The organism is Micromonospora sp. NBRC 110009, from assembly GCF_030518795.1.
In the GTDB taxonomy this organism is placed as follows: Bacteria; Actinomycetota; Actinomycetes; order Mycobacteriales; family Micromonosporaceae; genus Micromonospora.
This window is the reverse complement of the sequence record NZ_CP130427.1, coordinates 3,284,888-3,305,773: the sequence shown is the minus strand read 5'-3', so window position 1 is coordinate 3,305,773 and position 20,886 is coordinate 3,284,888. Positions and strand designations below refer to the sequence as shown.

General features: G+C 75.4%; 18 protein-coding genes. 5 read left to right on the top strand and 13 right to left on the bottom strand.

Annotation, left to right across the window (positions count from 1 at the left end; translation table 11 throughout):
- Nucleotides 1-195: 195 nt before the first annotated feature.
- The 4 genes from Q2K19_RS15865 to Q2K19_RS15850 all read right to left on the bottom strand — a co-directional run bounded on the left by Q2K19_RS15865 (nt 196) and on the right by Q2K19_RS15850 (nt 8,684).
- Nucleotides 196-3,597, bottom strand: coding sequence for an ATP-dependent helicase (locus Q2K19_RS15865; RefSeq protein ID WP_302771849.1), 3,402 nt, complete (start codon nt 3,595-3,597; stop codon nt 196-198).
- Nucleotides 3,594-7,115, bottom strand: coding sequence for an ATP-dependent helicase (locus tag Q2K19_RS15860; RefSeq protein ID WP_302772520.1), 3,522 nt, complete (start codon nt 7,113-7,115; stop codon nt 3,594-3,596). The genes Q2K19_RS15865 and Q2K19_RS15860 overlap by 4 nt, the downstream gene beginning before the upstream one ends.
- Nucleotides 7,116-7,268: 153 nt before the next feature.
- On the bottom strand, nt 7,269-7,814 hold the full coding sequence (locus tag Q2K19_RS15855; protein WP_302771847.1) for an LOG family protein: 546 nt from the start codon (nt 7,812-7,814) through the stop codon (nt 7,269-7,271).
- A 3-nt stretch (nt 7,815-7,817) separates the two neighbouring features.
- A complete protein-coding gene (locus Q2K19_RS15850) occupies nt 7,818-8,684 on the bottom strand; it encodes an LOG family protein (RefSeq protein ID WP_302771845.1) in 867 nt (288 codons plus the stop codon).
- A gap of 157 nt (nt 8,685-8,841) precedes the next feature.
- Here Q2K19_RS15850 and Q2K19_RS15845 point away from each other — a divergent pair, with 157 nt between their 5' ends.
- Nucleotides 8,842-9,003 carry a hypothetical protein gene (locus tag Q2K19_RS15845; protein WP_302771843.1) on the top strand — a complete coding sequence of 54 codons (162 nt, stop codon included), beginning with the start codon at nt 8,842-8,844 and terminating at the stop codon, nt 9,001-9,003.
- A gap of 72 nt (nt 9,004-9,075) precedes the next feature.
- On the opposite strand, the gene dapE is transcribed toward Q2K19_RS15845, so the two are convergent.
- Nucleotides 9,076-10,149, bottom strand: coding sequence for a succinyl-diaminopimelate desuccinylase (dapE, locus tag Q2K19_RS15840; protein ID WP_302771841.1), 1,074 nt, complete (start codon nt 10,147-10,149; stop codon nt 9,076-9,078).
- A gap of 24 nt (nt 10,150-10,173) precedes the next feature.
- Here dapE and dapD point away from each other — a divergent pair, with 24 nt between their 5' ends.
- Together dapD and Q2K19_RS15830 are read left to right on the top strand one after the other, a co-directional pair.
- On the top strand, nt 10,174-11,133 hold the full coding sequence (dapD, locus tag Q2K19_RS15835) for a 2,3,4,5-tetrahydropyridine-2,6-dicarboxylate N-succinyltransferase (protein ID WP_302771839.1): 960 nt from the start codon (nt 10,174-10,176) through the stop codon (nt 11,131-11,133).
- 66 nt (nt 11,134-11,199) lie between these two features.
- The gene (locus Q2K19_RS15830; protein ID WP_302771837.1) at nt 11,200-11,757 is read left to right on the top strand and encodes a sugar O-acetyltransferase; all 558 of its coding nucleotides are present in this window, start codon (nt 11,200-11,202) and stop codon (nt 11,755-11,757) included.
- 18 nt (nt 11,758-11,775) lie between these two features.
- Here Q2K19_RS15830 and Q2K19_RS15825 read toward each other — a convergent pair whose 3' ends face one another.
- The 5 genes from Q2K19_RS15825 to fdxA are packed head-to-tail and all read right to left on the bottom strand — an operon-like array spanning nt 11,776 to nt 15,626.
- Nucleotides 11,776-12,423: a nucleoside/nucleotide kinase family protein gene (locus Q2K19_RS15825; RefSeq protein WP_302771835.1), complete on the bottom strand. Its 648-nt coding sequence runs from the start codon at nt 12,421-12,423 to the stop codon at nt 11,776-11,778.
- Nucleotides 12,423-13,076 carry an SIMPL domain-containing protein gene (locus tag Q2K19_RS15820; RefSeq protein ID WP_302771833.1) on the bottom strand — a complete coding sequence of 218 codons (654 nt, stop codon included), beginning with the start codon at nt 13,074-13,076 and terminating at the stop codon, nt 12,423-12,425. Before Q2K19_RS15820 ends, Q2K19_RS15825 begins: the two co-directional genes overlap by 1 nt.
- Before the next feature lie 42 nt (nt 13,077-13,118).
- A complete protein-coding gene (locus Q2K19_RS15815) occupies nt 13,119-14,180 on the bottom strand; it encodes a prephenate dehydrogenase (RefSeq protein ID WP_302771831.1) in 1,062 nt (353 codons plus the stop codon).
- Nucleotides 14,181-14,196: 16 nt separating this feature from the next.
- The gene (gene dapC / locus Q2K19_RS15810; protein ID WP_302772519.1) at nt 14,197-15,303 is read right to left on the bottom strand and encodes a succinyldiaminopimelate transaminase; all 1,107 of its coding nucleotides are present in this window, start codon (nt 15,301-15,303) and stop codon (nt 14,197-14,199) included.
- Nucleotides 15,300-15,626 carry a ferredoxin gene (gene fdxA, locus Q2K19_RS15805; protein ID WP_089005361.1) on the bottom strand — a complete coding sequence of 109 codons (327 nt, stop codon included), beginning with the start codon at nt 15,624-15,626 and terminating at the stop codon, nt 15,300-15,302. The genes dapC and fdxA overlap by 4 nt, the downstream gene beginning before the upstream one ends.
- 79 nt (nt 15,627-15,705) lie before the next feature.
- On the opposite strand from fdxA, the gene Q2K19_RS15800 reads away from it, so the two are divergent.
- A complete protein-coding gene (locus Q2K19_RS15800) occupies nt 15,706-16,656 on the top strand; it encodes a GNAT family N-acetyltransferase (RefSeq protein ID WP_302771829.1) in 951 nt (316 codons plus the stop codon).
- A gap of 9 nt (nt 16,657-16,665) precedes the next feature.
- Here Q2K19_RS15800 and Q2K19_RS15795 read toward each other — a convergent pair whose 3' ends face one another.
- The 3 genes from Q2K19_RS15795 to mshB form a co-directional block, all read right to left on the bottom strand.
- Nucleotides 16,666-17,130 (bottom strand): hypothetical protein, encoded by a 465-nt coding sequence (locus Q2K19_RS15795; RefSeq protein WP_302771828.1) that lies wholly within the window; start codon nt 17,128-17,130, stop codon nt 16,666-16,668.
- Nucleotides 17,131-17,213: 83 nt separating this feature from the next.
- Nucleotides 17,214-17,690 carry a hypothetical protein gene (locus tag Q2K19_RS15790; protein WP_302772517.1) on the bottom strand — a complete coding sequence of 159 codons (477 nt, stop codon included), beginning with the start codon at nt 17,688-17,690 and terminating at the stop codon, nt 17,214-17,216.
- A 17-nt stretch (nt 17,691-17,707) separates the two neighbouring features.
- Nucleotides 17,708-18,631 (bottom strand): N-acetyl-1-D-myo-inositol-2-amino-2-deoxy-alpha-D-glucopyranoside deacetylase, encoded by a 924-nt coding sequence (gene mshB / locus Q2K19_RS15785; protein ID WP_302771826.1) that lies wholly within the window; start codon nt 18,629-18,631, stop codon nt 17,708-17,710.
- 86 nt (nt 18,632-18,717) lie between these two features.
- Between mshB and Q2K19_RS15780 the strand changes: the two genes are divergently transcribed.
- The gene (locus tag Q2K19_RS15780; RefSeq protein WP_302771824.1) at nt 18,718-20,862 is read left to right on the top strand and encodes a prolyl oligopeptidase family serine peptidase; all 2,145 of its coding nucleotides are present in this window, start codon (nt 18,718-18,720) and stop codon (nt 20,860-20,862) included.
- Nucleotides 20,863-20,886 lie beyond the last annotated feature (24 nt).

The following is a 20,886-nucleotide window of genomic DNA, read 5'->3' as shown; positions in this document are numbered from 1 at the left end:
TCTCCTTGACGGAACGGTCGGCCCCACACCTGTTGTGGGGCCGGAGGAGTGCGTCGCGCTGGACTGCGCGCCACACCTGTCGCTGCTGGTCGCCCCGCCCGGAGAACTCCGGACACAACAAAGTGCGCCTGGGGCCACAATCCGCCAGGCGCACACAGAGTCTCTGGAAACCAAAACTGCAACGCGCCTAACCTATCACGAACTGAGCAACGCCGGGGCGTCCGCCGAAAATTCCGGCACGCCGGCGATCAACGCGGTCAGCCCGTCGGCGTCGAGCAGGTCCGCCGGCCGCACGGTGACCCCGTCCCGCACGTAGTGGAAGGCGGCGCCCACCCGCTCGACCGGCACGCCGGCCAGTTCGGCCCAGGCCAGCCGGTAGACGGCGAGCTGCACGGTCGCCGCCTCGGCCTCCCGCCCGGTGGGCTGGCGGCCCGTCTTCCAGTCGACCACGTCGTACCGGCCGCCGGGGCGGGCGAAGACGGCGTCCATCCGGCCGCGCACCACCACCCCGGCGATCACTGTGGCGAACGGCACCTCCACCTCCACCGGCACCCGGTCGGCCCATTCGCTGGCCAGGAAGCGCTCCTGCAGCTCGGTGAGCGCCTCGTCCGGGGCGGCGTCGTCGTCCGCCGCGCCGGGCAGCTCGTCCACATCGAGCAGCCGGTCGGCGCCGAAGCGCTGCTCCAGCCAGGTGTGGAAGGCGGTGCCGCGCCGGGCGTACGGGTTGGGCTCGGTGGGCATCGGGCGGCGCAGCGCCCGGGCCAGGGCCGCCGGGTCGCGGCGCAGCGCCACCAGTTGGGTCACCGACAGGTGGTGGGGCAGCTCGACCTCGACCGCCTCGGCCCCGCGCAGCAGTTCGGCGCGTTCGGCGAGAAGCAGGTCGGCCTCCCGCCGCCAGCGGGCCACCTCGGGGTCGTCGTCGGGCCCGGCGGCGGCCACCGCGTCCTCGTGCCGGGCCGCCCCGGGGTCGGCCAGGTGGCGGCGGACCAGCGCGGCGGCCTCGGCCAGCGCCGGCCGGCGGGCGCCGAGCGGGTCGGCCGGCCACTCCGCCCGGAGCACCACCTCCGTGGTCGGGTTCACCGCGTCGCCGGCCGGCTCCGGGGCCCACTCGTCGACCAGGTGCCCGGCCGCGCCGTCCAGGCAGGCGTCGTGCACCTCGCGGAGGAAGACCGAGGGGCCGCGGAACTTCTTCGTCCCCTCCCCCCACCAGTAGCCGGAGCAGAGCAGCAGCCGCCGGGGTCGGGTCACCGCCACGTACGCGAGCCGGCGCTCCTCCCGCTCGTCGTGGGCCCGCCAGGCGTCCGTGAAGTCCTCCAGCGCCCGGGCCACCCCGCGCTGGTCCTCCGCCCCGTGAAGGCCCAGCTCGGGCAGCCCGTCGGCGTCACCGCGCAGCGGGAACGGCAGCACGCCCAGCCCGCCGAGCCAGTGGTCGGAGTTGCGGACCGGCCCCGGCCAGACGCCCCGGGTGAGCCCGGCGACCGCCACCACGTCCCACTCCAGCCCCTTGGCGGCGTGCGCGGTGAGAATCTGCACCGCGCCTTCCACCACCTCGACCTCGCCGGGGGTGAGCCCACGCTCCTCGTCCTCGGCGGCGGCCAGGTAGGCGAGGAATCCGGCGAGCGTGGCGCCGGGGGTCTCGCCGCTGAACCGGGCCGCCACGTCGCCGAGCGCGTCGAGGTGGCCGCGGGCCAGGCCGGCGTCGCCGGTGCCGTCCCGGCCGGCCCGAACCGCCACCTCCACGTCCAGGCCGATGGTCCGCTCGATGTCCGCGATCAGCTCCGGTAGGGACTGGTCCAGCCGGTAGCGGAGCAGCGCCAGCTCCATCCCGTACGCGCGCAGCCGCGCGTACCCCTCCGCCGAGTACGCCTGCGCCGGCCCCAGGTCGGCCAGCGCCTCGACCAGCGTCGCCTCGTCCAGCCCGTCCACGGTGATCTCCGGGCCGTCCCCGCCGGCCAGCTCCCGGCGGGCCCTCGCGATGGCCTTCGCCCGCCGGTGCAGGGCGACCAGGTCGCGCGGACCGATCCGCCAGCGCGCCCCGGTGAGCAGCCGCAGCAGGGCGGCCCCGTCCGTGGGGTCGGCGAGCACCCGCAGCGTGCAGACCACGTCCCGCACCTCGGGGGTGTCCAGCAGGCCACCGAGCCCGACCACCTCGACCGGCAGGCCCCGGGCGCGCAGCGCGGACTCGATCGCGGGGATCTGGCTGCGCAGCCGGACCAGCACGGCGGTGGTGGGGCGCCGCGGCACCGGGATGTGCTCGGGCAGCGCACCGGGCATGCCGGCCGCGCCCCGCCAGGCGGCCAGCACGCTGTCCGCGATCCACTCGGCCTCGTCGGCGTACGTCTCCAGCAGCGCGCAGTGCACGGTGCCGGCGGCCTGACCGCGGGGGCTGCGGTGCGGGATCGGCTCCCGGACGCTGAGCGCGGCGTGCAGCTCCGGCACCCGCGCGCCGGCCGCCCGCAGCGGCACGGAGAGCGCGTTGGCGACGCCGAGGATCTCCGGACGGTTGCGCCAGCTGGTGGTGAGGCTGAGCACCCGGGCCGGGGTGCCGTCGGCGCGGGCGAACTCGGCGGGGAACCGGTCCAGGGTGCCGGCGCTGGCGCCCCGCCAGCCGTAGATGGACTGGCAGGGGTCGCCGACGGCGGTCACCGGGTGGCCGCCGCCGAAGAGCGCGTTGAGCAGCACCACCTGGGCGTGGCTGGTGTCCTGGTACTCGTCGAGCAGCACCACCCGGAACCGGTCCCGCTCGATCACCCCGACGCCGGGGTGGTCCCGGGCCACCCGGGCCGCCCGGGCGAGCTGGTCGGCGTAGTCCATCGCCTCGAAGTCGTCCTTGCGCCGCCCGTACGCCCGGACCAGCGGGAGCAGCTTCAGCCGGATCTGCTGGAGCTGCAACGCCTTCCGCACGTCGGCGTAGACCCGGCCGGGGCGGGACTGCACGTCGGCGAAGAACCGCCCGGTCCAGGCGGCCAGCTGGTCCGGGTCGACCAGGTGCTCGTCCAGCTCCCCGGCCAGGGCGAGCACCGCGTCGGTGATGGTGCTCGGCATCCGGTCCACCGCGGACATGTCGCCGTCGTAGTTGCGCACCAGCAGGTCGACGAGCTGCCAGCGGGACGCCTCGGTGAGCAGCCGGGTGGTCGGCTCGTACCCGGCCCGCAGGCCGTGCTCGGTGACGATCCGCCCGGCGTACGAGTGGTAGGTGGAGACGGTCGGCTCGCCGGCGAAGGGGTCGTCGTGCGGGTCCCGGCCCTGCCGGCCGAGCCGGCGGATGAGCTGGTCGAGCCGGGTACGCACCCGGTGCGCCAGCTCACCGGCGGCCTTGCGGGTGAAGGTGAGGCCGAGCACCTGCTCGGGTCGGACGTAGGAGTTGGCGACCAGCCAGACCACCCGGGCGGCCATCGTCTCGGTCTTGCCGGAGCCGGCGCCCGCGACCACCAGCAGCGGCTCGACGGGGGTCGCGATGATCGCCGCCTGCTCCCGGGTGGGCGCCGGCAGCCGGAGCAGCTTCGCCAGCTCGACGGGCGTGTAGCGCGGTCCGGCGTCGGCGGTCCGCGGCGTCGGGGTGGCGGTGGCGCTGAACAGCGTCGGCTGGGTCGTCATGGGTGCTCCGTGGGCGGCTCGACGACCTGGCGGCCCTGCCCGGACACCGGGCAGCTGGTGCGGACCGGGCAGACCCGGCACTTCGAGTTGGCGACCGCCGCGAAGGTGGCGGCGGCCATCGTGTCGGCGGTGCGCCGGACCAGCGCGGTGGCCCAGCCGGCCCCGGGCCCCTCCCCGGCGGCGGTCTGGCTCTGCTCCTTGGCGTCCTTGGCGCCGGTGCCGAGCTGCACCAGCGCGGCGCCCCCGGACTCGTCGCCGAACTCGGCGAAGGCGCCCGCCTCGACCGCCGCCTGGTAGGCCCCGAGCTGCGGGTGCTCGGCGACCTCCCGCTCGGTGACCGCGGTGGACTTGCCGGTCTTCAGGTCGATCACCACCAGCCGGCCGTCGGCGTCCACCTCCAGCCGGTCCACCCGGCCGGTCAGCTCGACCGGCCGGTTCGGGTCGTCCAGCCGGACCGCGAACTCGTGCTCGATGGCGAGCAGCCGGCGCGGGTTGCCGGCCAGCCAGCGGAGCAGCTTGTCCACCATGGCCTCGGCGCGGGCCCGCTCCGGGCCGACCATCCAGCGGGCGGCCAGCTCGATCGCGTCGAACCGGGCGGCCACGTACTCCAGCAGGGTGGTCCGGTCGACGCTGGCGTCCTCGGCCAGCATGGCGGCCGCGTGCACCAGGTTGCCGACGCCCTGCGCGGCGCTGGCCGGGGCGCTGCCGCCGTGCCGTTCCAGGAGCCAGCGCAGGCTGCACCGCAACGCGCTCTCCATGGCCGAGGGAGTGACCTTCACCGGCTCGCCCGCGTCGACCAGCGGCCGGTCGTCGGAGAGCCCGCGCAGCCCCCACCAGTCGTCCGGGTGCGCGCCGGGCACGCCGGCGGCGGCCAGCCGGGCCAGCTCGCCCGCCGCCGCGCGCCGCCGGGCGGCCGGCGCCGCCGGATCGGTGACCGCGGTACGCAGCTCCGCCACCAGCGCGGACAGCGTCAGCCCGCGCGGCGGCAGGGTGACCGGGAGTGCGCCCGGCGGCCCGTCCTGCGGATCGTCGTCCCCGGTCGGCGGCTCGGCCGGCGCGGCCTCGCCGACCGGGACCGTCTCCTCGGCCGGGGCGGCCCCGCCCGGGCCGGTCGTTGCCGGCCCCGGCTGCGGGCCGGCCGGGACCGCGCCGCCCCCACCGACGGCCGGCGGCTCGGTCGCGCCGAGTTCGTGCAGGAAGCGGCTGGGCTGCTCCTCGTGGTCGTCGCCGCCGACCGCCGCCGAGGCGACCGCGCTGACCAGCAGTCGGCGCCGGGCCCGGCTGACCGCGACGTGGAACAGCCGCCGCTCCTCGTCGAGCAGCGCCGAGGTCTGCCCGACCAGGCTGGCCCGGACGCCGGTGCCGTCGGACCGGCCGGCCAGCACATCGACCAGCCGTTCCGAGCCGAGCAGGCTGCCGCGCAGCCGCAGGTCCGGCCAGACGCCCTCCTGCACCCCGGCCACCGCCACCAGGTCCCACTCCAGGCCCTTGGCGGCGTGCGCGGTGAGCAGGCGGACCGCCTCGCCCCGGTCGGCTCCGGCGGCCAGGGTGTCCGCCGGCAGGTCCTGGCCGAGCACGTGGTCGAGGAAGACCTCGGTACGCGCGCCGGGCAGCCGGTCGGTGAACCGGGCCGCCGCGTCGAAGAGCACCAGCACGGCGTCGAGGTCCCGGTCCGCGGCCTCGGCCCGCCAGCGCTGCGCGGTCTCGTGCTCCCCGGTGGCGGCCCGGCCCCGGGTGATCGCGCCGGCCCAGCGTTCGGCCAGCCCGCTCTCCTTCCACACCGCCCAGAGCACGTCCTCGGCGGTGGCGCCCGGGGTGGCCGCGGCCTGCCGGGCGGTCGCCAGCAGGTGGGCCACCGCCTGGGCCGGGGCCGCCCAGCGCCGCGCCACGGTGGCCAGCTCGGCCGGATCACGCAGCGCCTCGACGATCAGCTCCCCGGAGGGGCGGCGGTCACCGCCGGCCAGCGCGAGGGCGCGCAGTCCCTGGCGCAGCCGGCGTTCGGCGAGCGGGTCCGCGCCGCCGAGCGGCGAGTGCAGCAGCGCGACCGCCGCCTCCTCGTCCAGCCGGTCCGGTTCCAGGGCGCAGCGGAGCAGGAGCAGCAGCGGGGCCACCCCGGGCTGGAGGTGCAGCGGCAGGTCCTCGCCGTGCACCACGGTCGGCACCCCGGCGGTGTGCAGGGCGCGTTGCAGCGACGGGAGCTGCCGGCCGGTGGACCGGACCAGCACCGCCATCCGCGACCAGGGCACCCCGTCGAGCAGGTGCGCCTCGCGCAGGGCGTGCGCCAGCCAGGCGGACTCGCTGGTGGCGGAGCGGAAGGTGCGTACCTCGACGGCGCCGGGTGGCGCGTCGGGCAGCGGGTGCAGCCGCCGGTGCGCCGCCGGGCCGCGCAGCCGGCGGGCCAGCCGGGCGGTCGCCGCCAGCAGCTCGGGCCCGGCCCGGTAGGACGTGGTCAGCACGACCTGCGCGGCCGGTGCCCCGGAGGCGGTGCGGAACCGGTGCGGGAAGGTGGTCACGCCGGCCGGGTCGGCGCCGCGGAAGGCGTACGTGGAGGAGTCGGGGTCGGCGAAGGCGACCAGGGACTTGCCGCCGCCGGCGATGACGGCGAGCAGGTCGAGCTGGGCGGGGTCGGTGTCGGCGAGCTCATCGACGTAGACGTGGGCCACCCGGCGGCGCTCGGCCGCCAGCAGCTCGGGGTCGTCGAGCAGCATGCCGGTGGCGGCCCGGACCAGCTCGGCCGGATCGTACGCGATGGAGCCCCGGTTGCTGACGTCGCGCAGGGCGAGGACGGCGACGTACTCCCGGAGGAAACGGGCGGCGGCCGGCCAGTCGGCGCGGCCCAGCTTCTCCCCCAGCCGGGCCAGCTCGACCGGGCCGACGCCCCGCTCGGCGGCGCGCATCAGCAGGTCGCGGAGCTGCTGGGCGAACGCCCGGGTGCGCAGCGCGGGGCGCAGGTCCTCCGGCCAGCCGACCGGGTCGTCGCCGGGCTCCTCGCCGACCACGTCGAGCAGCTCGCGGATGATCAGGTCCTGCTCGGGGCCGGTGAGCAGCCGGGGCGACGGCTCGCCCCGCTCGGCGGCGGCGCGGCGCAGCAGCCCGAAGGCGTACGCCGGGAAGGTGCGCACCAGCGGCTCGCGGACGACGCGGTGCCCGTCGCCGGCGATCCGCGCCTCGATCCGGTGGCGGAGGTCGGTGGCGCCGCGCCGGCCGAAGGTGAGCACCAGGACGCGTTCCGGGTCGACGCCCTCGGCCACCCGGGCGGCGACCGCCTCGACCAGGGTGCTGGTCTTGCCGGTGCCGGGACCGCCGACGACCAGCATCGGCCCGTCGGTGTGCGCGACCACCTCGGCCTGCACCGGGTCGGGCCGGCGTGGGTGCGCGGCATCGCCCGCTGACCCCCCGGATCGCGGCTCCGCTCCGGCCGGCCCCGCGGACCGACCACCCCCCTGCCCCGCCCCGCCGGGGTGGGCGACCCCCGTCCCCGCCCCGCCGGGCCGGCGCACCAACCGGTACGCCTGCATCCCCCACATCCCACCACGCCGGTACGACACCGGAAAACCTGCCGCTGCCCCCGCGCGCCCAGCTCACGTCGATCATGAGGTTGGCCGCACCCACGGAGATCGACTTCGCCGTCAACCTCGCGGTCGGCGGACGTGGGGCGGAGTCGGTCCGGGTCAGATGAGGCGGGAGTCGAGGAGGTCGAGGGCCTCCGGAACGGTGCGGGCCACCAGGAGGAGGTCGAGGCCGGCCGGCTTGAGGAAGCGCTGTTCGGCCAGGGTGCGCAGCCAGTCGAGCAGGGGGCGGTAGAAGTCGTCGGCGTCGACCAGCACCATCGGCTTGGTGTGCAGGGCGAGCGTGGCGGTGGTCCACACCTCGAAGAGCTCGTCCAGGGTGCCGAGGCCACCCGGCAGGGCGACGAAGGCGTCCGACTTGTCGATCATGAGGGTCTTGCGGCTGGCCATCCCGTCGGTCACCAGCAGCTCGTCGGAAGCCAGGTCGGCGACCTCCAGGTCGACCAGGGACTGGGGAATGACGCCGGAGGTGTACCCGCCGGCGGCCCGGGCCCCGTCCGCCACCGCGCCCATCATGCCGACGCAGCCACCGCCGCTGACCAGGGTGTGCCCGCGCCGGGCCAGCTCCGCCCCGGTCTCGGACGCCAGGTCCAGCCAGCGCTGGTCCAGCGTGCGGGAGGAGGCGCAGAAGACGCAGATCGCGGCCATCGGTCAGCCCTGCCCCGCCGGGCCCTCGGGCGCGGCGTCGGCAGCGGCCCGCTGGTCGGCGGCGACCCGGGCGACCGCCTCCTCCCGGATCGCCTCCTGCTCGGCGGAGAGCACCGCCTCCGCCTCCACGATGTGCCGGACCGCCTCGTCGACGTCGTCGGTGACGCAGATCAGCTCCAGGTCCGTCGGACCGATCTTGCCGTCGACGGCCATCGTGTCGCGCAGCCAGTCGAGCAGCCCCCGCCAGTAGTCGGCGCCCATCAGCACCACCGGGAAGCGGGTGACCTTGCCGGTCTGCACCAGGGTGAGCGCCTCGAACAGCTCGTCCATGGTGCCGAAGCCGCCCGGCAGCACGACGAACGCCTGGGCGTACTTGACGAACATGGTCTTGCGGGCGAAGAAGTAGCGGAAGTCGATGGCCAGGTCGACCCAGTCGTTGAGGCCCTGCTCGAACGGCAGCTCGATGCCGAGCCCGACGGAGAGCCCGCCCGCCTCGCCAGCGCCCCGGTTGGCCGCCTCCATCACGCCCGGGCCGCCGCCGGTGATCACCGCGTACCCGGCCCGGGCCAGTGCGCGGCCCAGATCCTCGGCCATCCGGCACTCCGGGCTCTCCGGCTTGCTGCGGGCGGAACCGAACACGCTGACCGCGGGCGGCAGGTCGGCCAGGGTGTCGAAGCCCTCGACGAACTCCGACAGGATGCGCAGCGCCCGCCAGGCGTCCCTGGTCTTCCAGTCGCCCCGGCCCCGGGAGTCCAGCAGCCGCTGGTCGGCGGTGCTGGTCGGGATGGCCCGGTTGCGCAGCGTCACGGCGCCCCGGTGCCGCTCCCCGCCCGGGCCGCGACCCGGCTCCGGCCCGTTGCTCTGGCTCATGCAGCCACCGTAGTGGAGCCGGGCCGCCCGGGTGCGCAGGCGGGTGGCCCGGCGAAATTCTTCGTGATCTTGGGCAACTAATTCGGTCGCTCGTACGTCTTACTATTCACATACGGGGTATGCCCTGGCGCGTTGCCTTTCGGGGGAGGAGCAAGCGTTGATCAGCAACTCGGAGATGATCCGGATCCGCCGGCAGATGCAGCGGCGGATCCGCGACGTGGTGGCCGAGCGCCGCCGTGCCCGGATGATGGAAGCCCACCACACCGACCTCACCGGCGGGCCCAGCGAGACGGACTCCTCGCTGACCACGACCGCCTGACGGTCCGCCGGCACGACCTCGGGGGGCCCGCGTCACCGACGCGGGCCCCCCGATCGCGTCCGCCCGGCCGGCTCAGGCGGCGGCGAGCCAGCGGTGCAGGGTGGCCGCGCCGTCGCGGATCTTGGTCAGCTCGACGTGCTCGTCCTTGTGGTGGGCCAGGTTGGGGTCGCCCGGGCCGAAGTTGAGCGCCGGGATCCCCATCGCCGCGAAGCGGGCCACGTCCGTCCAGCCCAGCTTGCCGATCGGCGCGGCGCCGACCGCGGCCAGGAACTCCTGCGCCGGCGGGTTGTCCAGGCCCGGGGCCGCGCCGGCCGCCGCGTCGGTCACCGCCAGGTCGAAGCCGGCGAAGACCTCCCGTACGTGCGCCTCGGCCGCCGCCGGGTCGCGGTCCGGGGCGTACCGGTAGTTGACCTCGATCTCGCAGCGGTCCGGGATCACGTTGCCGGCCACCCCGCCGGTGATCCGCACCGCGTTCAGGCCCTCGCGGTAGTCGCAGCCCTCGATGGTGACCCGGCGCGCCTCGTACGCCTGAAGCCGCCGCAGCACCTCACCGGCGTCGTGGATGGCGTTCACCCCGTGCCAGGACCGCGCCGCGTGGGCCCGCGCGCCGTGCGTGGTGACGATCGCCCGCAAGGTGCCCTGGCAGCCGGCCTCGACGATGCCGTACGTCGGCTCCAGCAGCACCGCGAAGTCAGCCTCCAGCCACTCCGGGTGGGCCTCGGCGACGAGGGTGAGACCGTTGTACTTCGACTCGATCTCCTCGGCCTCGTAGAAGAAGTACGTCACGTCGTAGCGCGGGTCCGGCAGGGTCACCGCGAGGTGCAGCGCGAAGGCCACGCCCGACTTCATGTCCGAGGTGCCGCAGCCGTACATCAGATCGCCCCGCATGGTGGACGGAAAGTTGTCGTTGAGCGGGACGGTGTCCAGGTGGCCGGCGAGCACGATCCGCTGCGCCCGCCCCAGGTCGGTACGCGCCATCACCGTGTTGCTGTGCCGGAACGTGGTCAGGTGCGGCACGCCCTGCAGCACCTCCTCGACGCAGTCGGCGATCGCCTTCTCGTTGAGGGAGACAGACTCTATGTCGACCAGCGCGCGCGTGAGCGCCACCGGATCAGCCAGGACCTCGGGGGTCAGCGGGTTCTGCATGTCTGGCACGGTACCGTCAAAATCGTGACGACCGCAGAATCCGCCTGGGGCATCGGCCTGGCCACGATCACCGCTGACGACCAGGTGCTCGACACCTGGTACCCGACCGGCAAGCTGGGACTCGGCGAGCTGCCGCTGGTCGCCGGGGAGGACCAGGCCGACGTGCTCGACCTGCCGCCCGGCGCGGTCGGCGAGCGGGCCCTGCCCGGCCTGCGTACCGCCCAGGTGGTCACCGTGATCGGCTCGCTGGACGACCCGATCAAGGACGCCGCCGACGCGTACCTCCGGCTGCACCTGCTCTCCCACCGCCTGGTGCGGCCCAACGAGCTCAACCTCGACGGCATCTTCGGCAAGCTGGCCAACGTGGCCTGGACCTCGGCGGGGCCGTGCCCGCCGGAGCGGGTGGACGAGTTGCGGGTCATCGAGCGGGCCGCCGGCCGCCACCTGGCCGTGTACGGGGTGGACAAGTTCCCCCGGATGACCGACTACGTGGTCCCCTCCGGCGTGCGGATCGCCGACGCGGACCGGGTCCGGCTCGGCGCGCACCTGGCCGCCGGCACCACCGTCATGCACGAGGGCTTCGTCAACTTCAACGCCGGCACGCTGGGCACCTCGATGGTGGAGGGGCGGATCGTGCAGGGTGTGCTGGTCGGCGACGGCTCCGACATCGGCGGCGGGGCGTCGATCATGGGCACCCTCTCCGGCGGCGGGACCGAGAAGGTACGCGTCGGCGAGCGGAGCCTGATCGGGGCGAACGCCGGGGTGGGCATCTCGCTCGGCGACGACTGCGTGGTGGAGGCCGGCTGCTACATCACCGCCGCTTCCAAGATCACCCTGCCGGACGGCCGGGTGGTCAAGGCACGTGACCTCTCCGGCGTGGCCGGCCTGCTCTTCTGGCGCAACTCGGTGACCGGCGCGCTGGAGGCGAAGCCGCGAACCGGTCGGGGCATCGAGCTGAACGCCGCGCTGCACGCCAACGACTGACCCGCAGCGGCGTCGCACCTCCGCCAAGTCGAGGAAACCCGGGCGGGACGGGGGCAGAATCCTTCAATGGCCTCGATGAAGGAACGCATGCTCGCCGGCGAGCTCTACATCGCCGACGAGCCCGAGATCATCGCCGACCTGGACCGGGCGGCGCGGCTCACCGAACGCTTCAACACCAGCCCCGCCGACGACCCGGCGGGGCGGCTCGCGGCGCTGCGTGAACTGCTCGGCTCGGTCGGCGAGGACACCTGGGTGCGGCCGCCCTTCCACTGCGACTACGGCTGGCAGACCCACCTCGGGCCGCGCACCTTCGTCAACTTCAACGCGGTCTTCCTCGACGTCGCCCGGATCACCATCGGCGCGGACGTCCAGATCGGACCGAACGTCCAGCTCCTCACCGCCACCCACCCCGTCGAACCCGAGGCCCGGCGGGGCAAGTGGGAGGCGGCGAAGCCGATCACCATCGGCGACAACGTCTGGCTCGGCGGCGGGGCCATCGTGCTGGCCGGCGTCACCATCGGCGAGAACACGGTGGTCGGCGCGGGTGCCGTGGTGACCCGGGACCTGCCCGCCAACGTGGTGGCGGTCGGCAACCCCGCTCGACCGGTCCGCACCCTCGCATAGCCGGCCGCGGCGATCCCGTCACCCGGGCAGGGGTGCGGCCAGCCGAACCACCAGATCGGCGTGGTCGGCGGTGGCCACGACCCGGCGGGCGTTCTCCTCGTCGCTGCCCAGCGCCCAGGCGCGCGCCTGCTCCGGGGTCTTCCCGTACGCCTCGTGCCGGGCGGTGAGCCGGCGCACCCGCAGCTCGGCGTCGAGGTCCAGGAACCAGGCCTCGTGCAGCAGCGTGCGCACCTCTTCCCACGGATCGTCGCGGAGCAGCAGGTAGTTGCCCTCGGTCACCACCAGCCGGACCTCGGGCGGCACCTCGATCGCCCCGGCGACCGGTTCCTCCAGGTCACGACGGAACAGCGGCGCCCAGACCGAGGTGGGCTCGATCCGCCGCACCCGGCGCAGGAGGGTGACGAACCCGTTGACGTCGAAGGTGTCCGGGGCGCCCTTGCGCCCCTCCCGCCCGAGCCGGACCAGTGCCGACTGGGCCAGGTGGAAGCCGTCCATCGGCACCAGCCGGGCGAGCGGCCCGACCTCGGCGACGATCCGCTCGGCCAGGGTCGACTTGCCCGCCCCGGGCGCGCCGGCGATGCCGAGCAGCTGCCGCGGGCCGGCATCGGCCAGTGCCCGGGCCCGGGCGACCAGCTCGTCGAGGGGGACCTCCCGTGCCGGGGGCATCAGCCGAGCACCGGCTCGCTGATGGTGAACCGGGCCTCGACCGTCGCCTGCACCGGCTGCGGCTGCGGGTCCAGTTCCAGCTCCGGCGGGGCGCCACCACCGGGCCCGCCACCCCGGCCGGCGGCGGCCCGGGCGAACATCGGCGGCGCGGCGGACACCCCGCTGTCGGAGAGCTCCAGCAGCCCGGTGATCCGGGCGCCGAGCGCCTCCGCGTACTCCCGGGCCCGGGCCAGCGCGTCCGCGATGGCGGCGTGCCGCGCCTCGCGATAGGCCGGGCTGTCCGGCCGGAGCGACCACCACGGGCCGGCCACCTGGACCTGGTCCTGGTCGGCTAGGCGGAGCATCAGCTCGCCGAGCGCGGTGAAATCGCCGACGGTCACCGTGGTGCTGACGCTGCCGTGGTAGGCCACCACCCGCTCACCGGACCGCTTCGTCTCCGGCCACACCCGGAGCTGGCCGGTCTCGCGCCGCTCCACGGCCGGCTCGGCGCGGTCCAGCAGCACCCGGACGGCGGCGGCCCGCTCGGCCAGCCGGGCCAGCGTGGTCTCCCGACCGCGGTCCCGGGCGGTCGCGGTCACGGTGAAGCGGGCCACCTCGGGAGCCACCTCCCGGTACGCCTCGCCGCGTACCGCCACGACCGGTGCGTCCGCCATGCCTCCCACCCTAGGACCTGTCCGCGGTGCCCGTCGCCCGGCTCAGGCAGCAGCGGGCGGCTGCGGCAGGTGCGCGGTGTAGATGACGCCACCGGCCGTCATCCGGCAGCCGCTCAGGTGGCCGCCGGCCGCCCCCACCTCCCGCAGGTAGGCCAGCTCCCCCGCATGGTCGGCGGCGGCCCGGAACTCCCGCTGGTGGGTGCCGAACGGGCGCTGCCCCAGCGCCGCGCGGGCGGTCCGCCCCTCGTCCAGCCGGGCGGTCAGGGCCGCCGCGTCGCCGGCCCGCAGCGCGTCGGCCAGCTCATCGAGGACCGCGCGGACGGACGCCAGGCCGGTCAGCACGTCACCCCGATTGCCGAGCAGCATGTTGGCGGTCCGCTGCGGCGGGCCGCCGGCCACCCGGGTGCCGTCGGTGAAGCTCCCGGCGGCGAGGGCCAGCACGGCGTCGCGCAGCGCCGACCGCTGCACCGCCCCGGCCAGCGCGCCGGCCAGCAGGTGCGGTAGGTGTGAGCTGAGGGCCGCCGCGGCGTCGTGCTCCGGCGCGGACATCGGCACCACCCGGACCCGGAACACCTCGATGAGCAGCGCCGCGAGTCGACGGAACGCGGCGATCCCGTTCGGGCCCGGGCAGAGCACCCAGGCGGCCCCGACGAGCAGCCCGGGGTCGGCGGCGGCCAGCCCGGCCCGGTCGGCGCCGGCCATCGGGTGCCCGGGGACGAACCGGTGCCCGAGCCCCTGCGCGGTCGCGGCGGTGGCGACCTCCGCCTTCGTGCTGCCCACGTCGGTGAGCACGCACCGCTCGTCGGTGGCGGCGGCCACCCGGGGCAACATCTCCGGCAGGGTGGGCAGCGGACCGCAGAGGAACACCACGTCCCGGCCGGCCACCGCCTCCTCCATGGTGTCCGGGCACGGGACGCCCCACCGGCGCGCGTGGGCCCGGGTGGCCGGATCCGGATCCCAACCGGCCACGTCGAGCCCGACGTCGCGCAGCCGCAGCAGCAGCGAGCCGCCGATCAGCCCGGTGCCGACCACCGCGGCGCGGACGCCGGCCGCCGGGGGGTCGACGGTGGACGGGCCGCCCCGCCGGGTCGCGCCGTCGGTCACCGCTGCCGCCCGGGCGTCAGTCGCGCAGCCGGTCGGCGACCGCCGCGACGTGCTCGTCGGACTCGGTCAGCGCGGCCCGGACGTGCCGGGCGCCGGCCGGACCGTAGAAGACGCCGGCGGCGACCAGGATGCCCCGGCGGGCCAGCCAGTCGACCGTGTCCCAGCAGTCCTCGTCGCGGGTCATCCAGAGGTAGAGCCCGGCCTCGGAGTGCTCGACGGTGAAGCCGGCGCCGGTGAACGCGGCGCGCAGCCGCTCCCGCCGGGCCCGGTACCGCTCCCGCTGCTCATCGGCGTGCGCCTGGTCGCCCAGCGCGGCCACCATGGCGGCCTGTACCGGGGCGGGCACGATCATGCCGGCGTGCTTACGGATCTTGAGCAGCTCGGCCACCAGCCCCGGATCGCCGGCGACGAAGCCGGCCCGGTAGCCGGCCAGGTTGGAGCGCTTGGAGAGCGAGTGCACCGCCAGCACGCCGTCATACGACCCACCGCAGACCTCGGGCGAGAGGATCGAGACCGGCTCGGCCTCCCAGCCCAGGGGGAGGTAGCACTCGTCGCTGGCGACGACCGCGCCCCGCTCGCGGGCCCAGTCGACCACCTTGCGCAGGTGGGCGGCGGGCAGCACCCGCCCGGTCGGGTTGGCGGGCGAGTTGACCCAGACCAGGCGCACTCGGGGGGTCGGCCCGACCGCGGTCAGCGAGTCGGCGCGCACCGTGGTGGCGCCGACCAGCCGGGCCCCGTCCTCGTAGGTCGGGTAGGCGATGGACGGCACCACGACCACGTCACCGGGGCCGACGCCGAGCAGCGTGGGGAGCCACGCGACGAGCTCCTTGGAGCCGATCGTCGGCAGCACGCCGAACCCGTCGACGCCCGCGCCGCAGGCCCGGGACACCCAGGCCGCGATGGCGGCCCGTAGCGCGGGCGTGCCCGCGGTCAGCGGGTAGCCCGGGGCGTCCGACGCGTCGGCGAGGGCCCGCCGGATCACCTGAGGCACCGGGTCGACCGGCGTGCCCATCGAGAGGTTGATGAGACCGCCCGGGTGCGCCGCGGCCGTCGTCGCCGCGGCGTCCAGGGTGTCCCAGGTGAAGTCGGGCAGCCGCGACGAGACCGGCGCGGGCCGGTTCAGTGGCCCTCTCCGCGTGGCGGCTGGGCGGCCACGAACGACGCGTCCTTCTCCACCTTGCCGATCTTGGAGGCGCCGCCCGGCGAACCCAGGTCCTCGAAGAACTCGTAGTTCGCCCCGGTGTAGTCCTTCCACTGCTCCGGCACGTCGTCCTCGTAGAAGATCGCCTCGACCGGGCAGACCGGCTCACAGGCACCACAGTCGACGCACTCGTCGGGGTGGATGTAGAGCATCCGGTTGCCCTCGTAGATGCAGTCGACCGGGCACTCCTCGATGCATGCCTTGTCGAGCACATCCACGCACGGCTCGGCGATGATGTAGGTCACCGGTCTTCTCCTCCGCAAGACTCATCGCGATCACCCGCGACGGTAAGAGCCTAGTATCTCGCCGGGGAGGAGGTCGATCGTGCTCCGACAGCAGGATGTGGGACACCGGATCGTGGTCCGCCGGATTGTGGGTATTCGCGAAGGCCGGCCGCTGTTCACCGACGCTCTGGGCGAGCTCGTCGAACTGAGCGAGAGCCACATCACTCTCGCCACCGACACGGGCCGGCTCCAGGTTCCGGTCGGCGAGGTGCACCGCGCCAAGCGCGTACCGCCGGCCCGCCGGCCGACCGCCGCCGCGGTGGTCGCCCTGGAGCTGGCCGCCGACGAGGCGTGGCCCGCCCCGGTGCGCGAACGGCTCGGCGACTGGCTGCTGCGCAGCGCGGACGGCTGGACCGGCCGGGCCAACTCGGCGCTCCCGGTCGGCGACCCCGACCGCCCGCTGCCCGCCGCGCTGGACGCGGTGCAGCGCTGGTACGCCGACCACGGCCGGCCGGCTCTGGTGAACACGCCGCTGCCGCTGGCCGCGCCGGTCGGCGCGGAGCTGGACGCCCGAGGCTGGGACGCCCGGCCGCCGGTGCTGGTCCAGACCGTCCCGCTCGCCGCCCTGCCGGCCGGCCGGGCCGACCTGCCGCCGGTCGAACTGACCGCGACACCGTCGGAGGACTGGCTCGCCACCGCCGAGGCGCGCAAGGGCGGCCTCCCGGACGTCGCCCGGCACGTGCTCACCGCCGTGGACCGGGTCCGCTTCGCGCACGTCTACGCCGACGGCCGGCTGCTCGCCGCCGGCCGGGGCACGGTGACCGGCGGCGGCCGCTGGCTGGGGCTGACCTCCATCGAGGTGCTGCCCGAGGCGCGCCGGCAGGGGCTGGCCGGCCGGGTGATCCGGTCGCTGGTCGACTGGGGGGTGGCGGAGGGTGCCACGCACGCCTTCCTCCAGGTGGAGCAGCGCAACACCCCCGCCGTGACCCTCTACCGGGGGCTCGGCTTCACCACCCACCACACGTACCTGACCCGGGTCGCCCCGGCCTGACCGCCCGGGTCAGCGCCGGACGATCTTGCGAGGCTTCGCGGCCCTCAGCTCGGCGTACCGCTTGAGCTGCTGGGAGCGGTAGTCCCGGCCCAGCGCGGTGAGAGTCAGGAAACCCACCAGCACACCCGCCGCCGTGGCGGCCAGGTAGAGCCAGATCTGGGCGAAGAAGAGCCCGGCACCCCCGCCGAACGGGTTCTCCCCGACCAGCAGCGGGCCGACGAACACGGTCAACGCCAGGGCCACCGCGACCGCGCCGGCCAGGTCGGCGAGCCACCGGCCCACCGGACGGTCCCGCCCCCAGCGGAACGCCACCACGGCCAGGATCAGCCCGATCACCACGAACATCACCCAGGAGACCCGGTCGGCGGCGGCGTCGTCGTTCGGGAAGCCGAACTTGATGACCAGCCGGGCCACCACGTTGACCACGAACAGCGCCGCCGCCAGCACGCCGATCGCGCGCCACCGCTCCCTCATCGCCCGCCTCCCGCCGTATGCCCGCCGCACGGCAGGCTCCTGGCAGGAATATCTACCACCACCACCTGTGCCGCGTCTGTACCTCAGCGGGGGGCGGGCGGCGGCAGCACGAGCTGCCGGAAACCCAGCACCGCGAAGGTGACCGCGCCCGTCACGACCAGCGCGAGGCCGAGCACGTTGTCGCCGGTGAGCGCGAGGTCCCCCTCGGTGGTCGGGAAGCCGCCCGCGACGATCACCACGAACCAGGGCAGCGCGGCCAGCGCCGCCGCCCACCGGGTCCCGACGGCGGCGTGCGCGAACCAGCCCACCAGGACCGTCAGCACGACCACCGCGGCGACGCCGCCCAGCGCGGCCGAGATGCCGACCACCGCCTTCGCCAGGCCGCCGGACCGGCCCTTGACCACCTCCCAGGCCCAGGTGGCGAAGAGCACCTCCAGCAGCGCGGCGAGCACGCCCGCCCAGACCGTCACCACGCCGCCCGCGATCCGCAGGGCGAGGTCGAGAGCCCGCCCCGGCCGGGCGGGCGGCGCGGCGGGCTGCTGCTCGGGGGCGACCGGCATCGGTACGGCGGGCAGCGTCACCGGAGGCCGGCCGCCGCGACCGGGGCCCGGTCCGCGCCGTCCAGCGCCAACCCGGCGAAGAGGTCGTCCTCCCAGCCGTACGGGCCGTTGCCCGGTCCCTTCGCGCCGAGCGCCAGGGTGAAGTACTCCACGCCCATGAACTCGGCACCGAAGTTGCCGGCGATCGAGTAGAGCCAGGAGGTGGCCGGGATCTGGGTGGCGTGCGCCCGCATCGCCGCCTCCTTGGCGGCGTGCTGCTCGGTGGCGTCGATCCGGGCGGCGATCTCCGGGTCGGGCGTGCCGAAGGGCAGCTCGTCGGCGCTCTCGATGCCGGCGAACGGGTTGTCCGAGGACTCGGTGAAGGCGTCCAGGCCGGCCGCCAGCACGCTGCGCGGCATGGCCGTCCAGTAGACCTTCGCCGGGGCGATCCCCTCGGCGGCGGCCAGCTCCACGGCGCGCATCGCCACCCGGTGGGCCTGGATGTGGTCCGGGTGGCCGTAGAAGCCGTTGGCGTCGTAGGTGATCATGACCTGGGGGCGTACCTCCTGCATGATCGCCACCAGGTGACCGGCGGCCTCCTCGAGGTCGGCCTGCCAGAAGGCGCGGGGATGCTCGTTGGTGGCGAGGCCCATCATGCCGGAGTCGCGGTAGCGGCCCGCGCCGCCGAGGAAGCGGTGGTCGGTGACGCCGAGCGCGGCGCAGGCGGCGGCCAGCTCACCGATCCGGTAGCCGCCGAGCTGGTCGGCCTCGGCCGCGGCGAGCTGGGCCAGCTCCGGTACGTGGATCTCGCCCTCCTCGCCCAGCGTGCAGGTCACGAGGGTGACGTGGGCGCCGGTGGCGGCGTAGTGGGCCATCGTCGAGCCGGTGCCGATGGACTCGTCGTCGGGGTGCGCGTGAACCAGCAGAAGGCGTCGATCGGGCAGCGTCGTCACGCCCGTCACTCTATCCGGCGGTCCTGTCCCGCCGAGGATTACGCGTCCGCGCAGGTCGGCCACATCACCCCCGGGGCGCGCCTACGATCCGAAGCGTGGACTTTCCCGAGCTGGCCGCCCGTACCCGTCGGTTCAGCCACGGGGCGCCGCGCGCCGTCTCCGTCGCGGACGACGGCTGCCGGGTGATCTTCCTGCGCTCCTCCGGACCGGAGGACCCGGCCGACGCGCTCTGGCTGCTCGACGTCGCCTCCGGCGAGGAGCGGCTGGTCGCCGATCCGGCGGTGCTGCTCGGCTCGGACGCTGATCCCACCGCGCTCTCCCCCGGCGAGCGGGCGCTGCGCGAGCGGCTGCGACTCGCCGCCGCCGGCATCGGCTCGTACGCCCTGGACGCCGCCGGCCGGGTGGCGGCGTTCGCCCTGGCCGGTCGGCTGTTCCGGGCCGACCTGGTGCACGGCGACGTGATCGAGGTGACCGCCGTCGGCCCGGTGATCGACCCCCGTCCCGACCCGACCGGCGAGCGGCTGGCCTACGTCACCGACGCCGCCGAGGGGGTCCGCCGGGGCCAGTTGCGGGTGGTCGAGCCGGACGGCACGGACAACCTCCTCGCCGGTGAGGACAGCGGCGTGAGCTGGGGGCTGGCCGAGCACATCGCGGCGGAGGAGTTCGGCCGGTTCCGCGGCTACTGGTGGGCCCCGGACGGGCGCTCGGTGCTGGCCGCCCGGGTGGACGAGTCCCGGCTGCCGCAGTGGCACCTGCACGATCCGGCCGACCCGGCGAGCCTGCCGACGACCGTCGCGTACCCCGTGGCGGGCGGGCCGAACGCCGAGGTCAGCCTGCACCTGCTCGACCTCGACGGCGGTTGGGTGGACGTGCACTGGGACCGGGAGACCTACCCGTACCTGACGTCGGTGGACTGGGCGGACGGCGGGCCGCTGATCACCGTGCTGCGCCGGTCGCAGCAGCACGGCCTGGTGCTCGCGGTGGACCCGCGGACCGGGGAGACCCAGGTGCACGCCGAGCTGGCCGACCCGCGTTGGGTGGAACCGATCCCCGGCACCCCGGCGCACCTGCCCGACGGCCGGGTGCTGGTCGGCGGCGAGCTGGCCCACGACGGGTACGACGCCCGCTGCCTGTTCGCCGACGGCACCCTGCTCACCCCGCCGTCGCTCTACGTACGCCGGGTGGTGGGGCGGCTGCCCGCCGGGCCGAACGCCCCGGCGGACCTGCTGGTCGAGGCGAGCGAGGGCGAGCCGAGCCAGCGCCACCTCTACCGGGTCCGGACGGTGATCGGCGGCGGGGTGGACGCCCGCCGGATGGGCAGCGACCCGGGCTGGCACACCGCGGCGATCGGCGGCGCCACGCTGGTGGTCGGCCTCGCCTCCCTGGAGCAACCGGGCACCCACTGGCGGGTGTGGCACGACGACCGTGAGGTGGGCGAGCTGCGCTCGCTGGCCGCGACCCCGCCGTACGCGCCGCGGCCGACCATGGTCCGGGTGACCGACCGGCGGCTGCCGAGCGCGGTGCTCTACCCGCTGGAGCACGTCAAGGGCACGAAGCTGCCGGTGCTGCTGGACGTCTACGGCGGGCCGGGGCACCAGGAGGTGGTCGCCGCCCGGTCGGCCTGGCTGGAACGGCAGTGGTGGGCCGAGCAGGGCTTCGCGGTGGTGACGATCGACAACCGGGGCACCCCGGGCATCGCCCCGTCGTTCGAGAAGGCGATCCACCGGCGGATGGCCGACGTGATCCTCTCCGACCAGGTGGACGCGCTGACCGCGCTCGCCGGCAAGCACCCGGACCTGGACCTGGAGCGGGTGGCGGTGCGCGGCTGGTCGTTCGGCGGCTGGCTGGCCGGGCTGGCGGTGCTGCGCCACCCGGAGCTGTTCCGCTGCGCGGTGGTCGGCGCCCCGGTCACCGACTGGACGCTGTACGACACCGCGTACACCGAGCGCTACCTGGGTATGCCGGACGACGGGATGGACGTGTACGCCCACCACTCGCTGGTGGAGCTGGCCGCCGAGCCGGTCGGCGACCCGGCCCAGGCCCGGCCGATGCTGCTGGTGCACGGCCTGGTCGACGACAACGTGCTGGCCGCGCACACGCTGCGCCTCTCGGCGGCGCTGCTGGCCGCCGGCCGGCCGCACGCCGTGCTGCCGCTGACCGGGGCCACCCACATGGCCGCCGGTGGTGTGGCCGAGCGCCTGCTCCGCCTGGAGCTCGACTTCCTCCGCCGGCACCTGTAAGGAAGGGCCCCTTATTAACGCCTG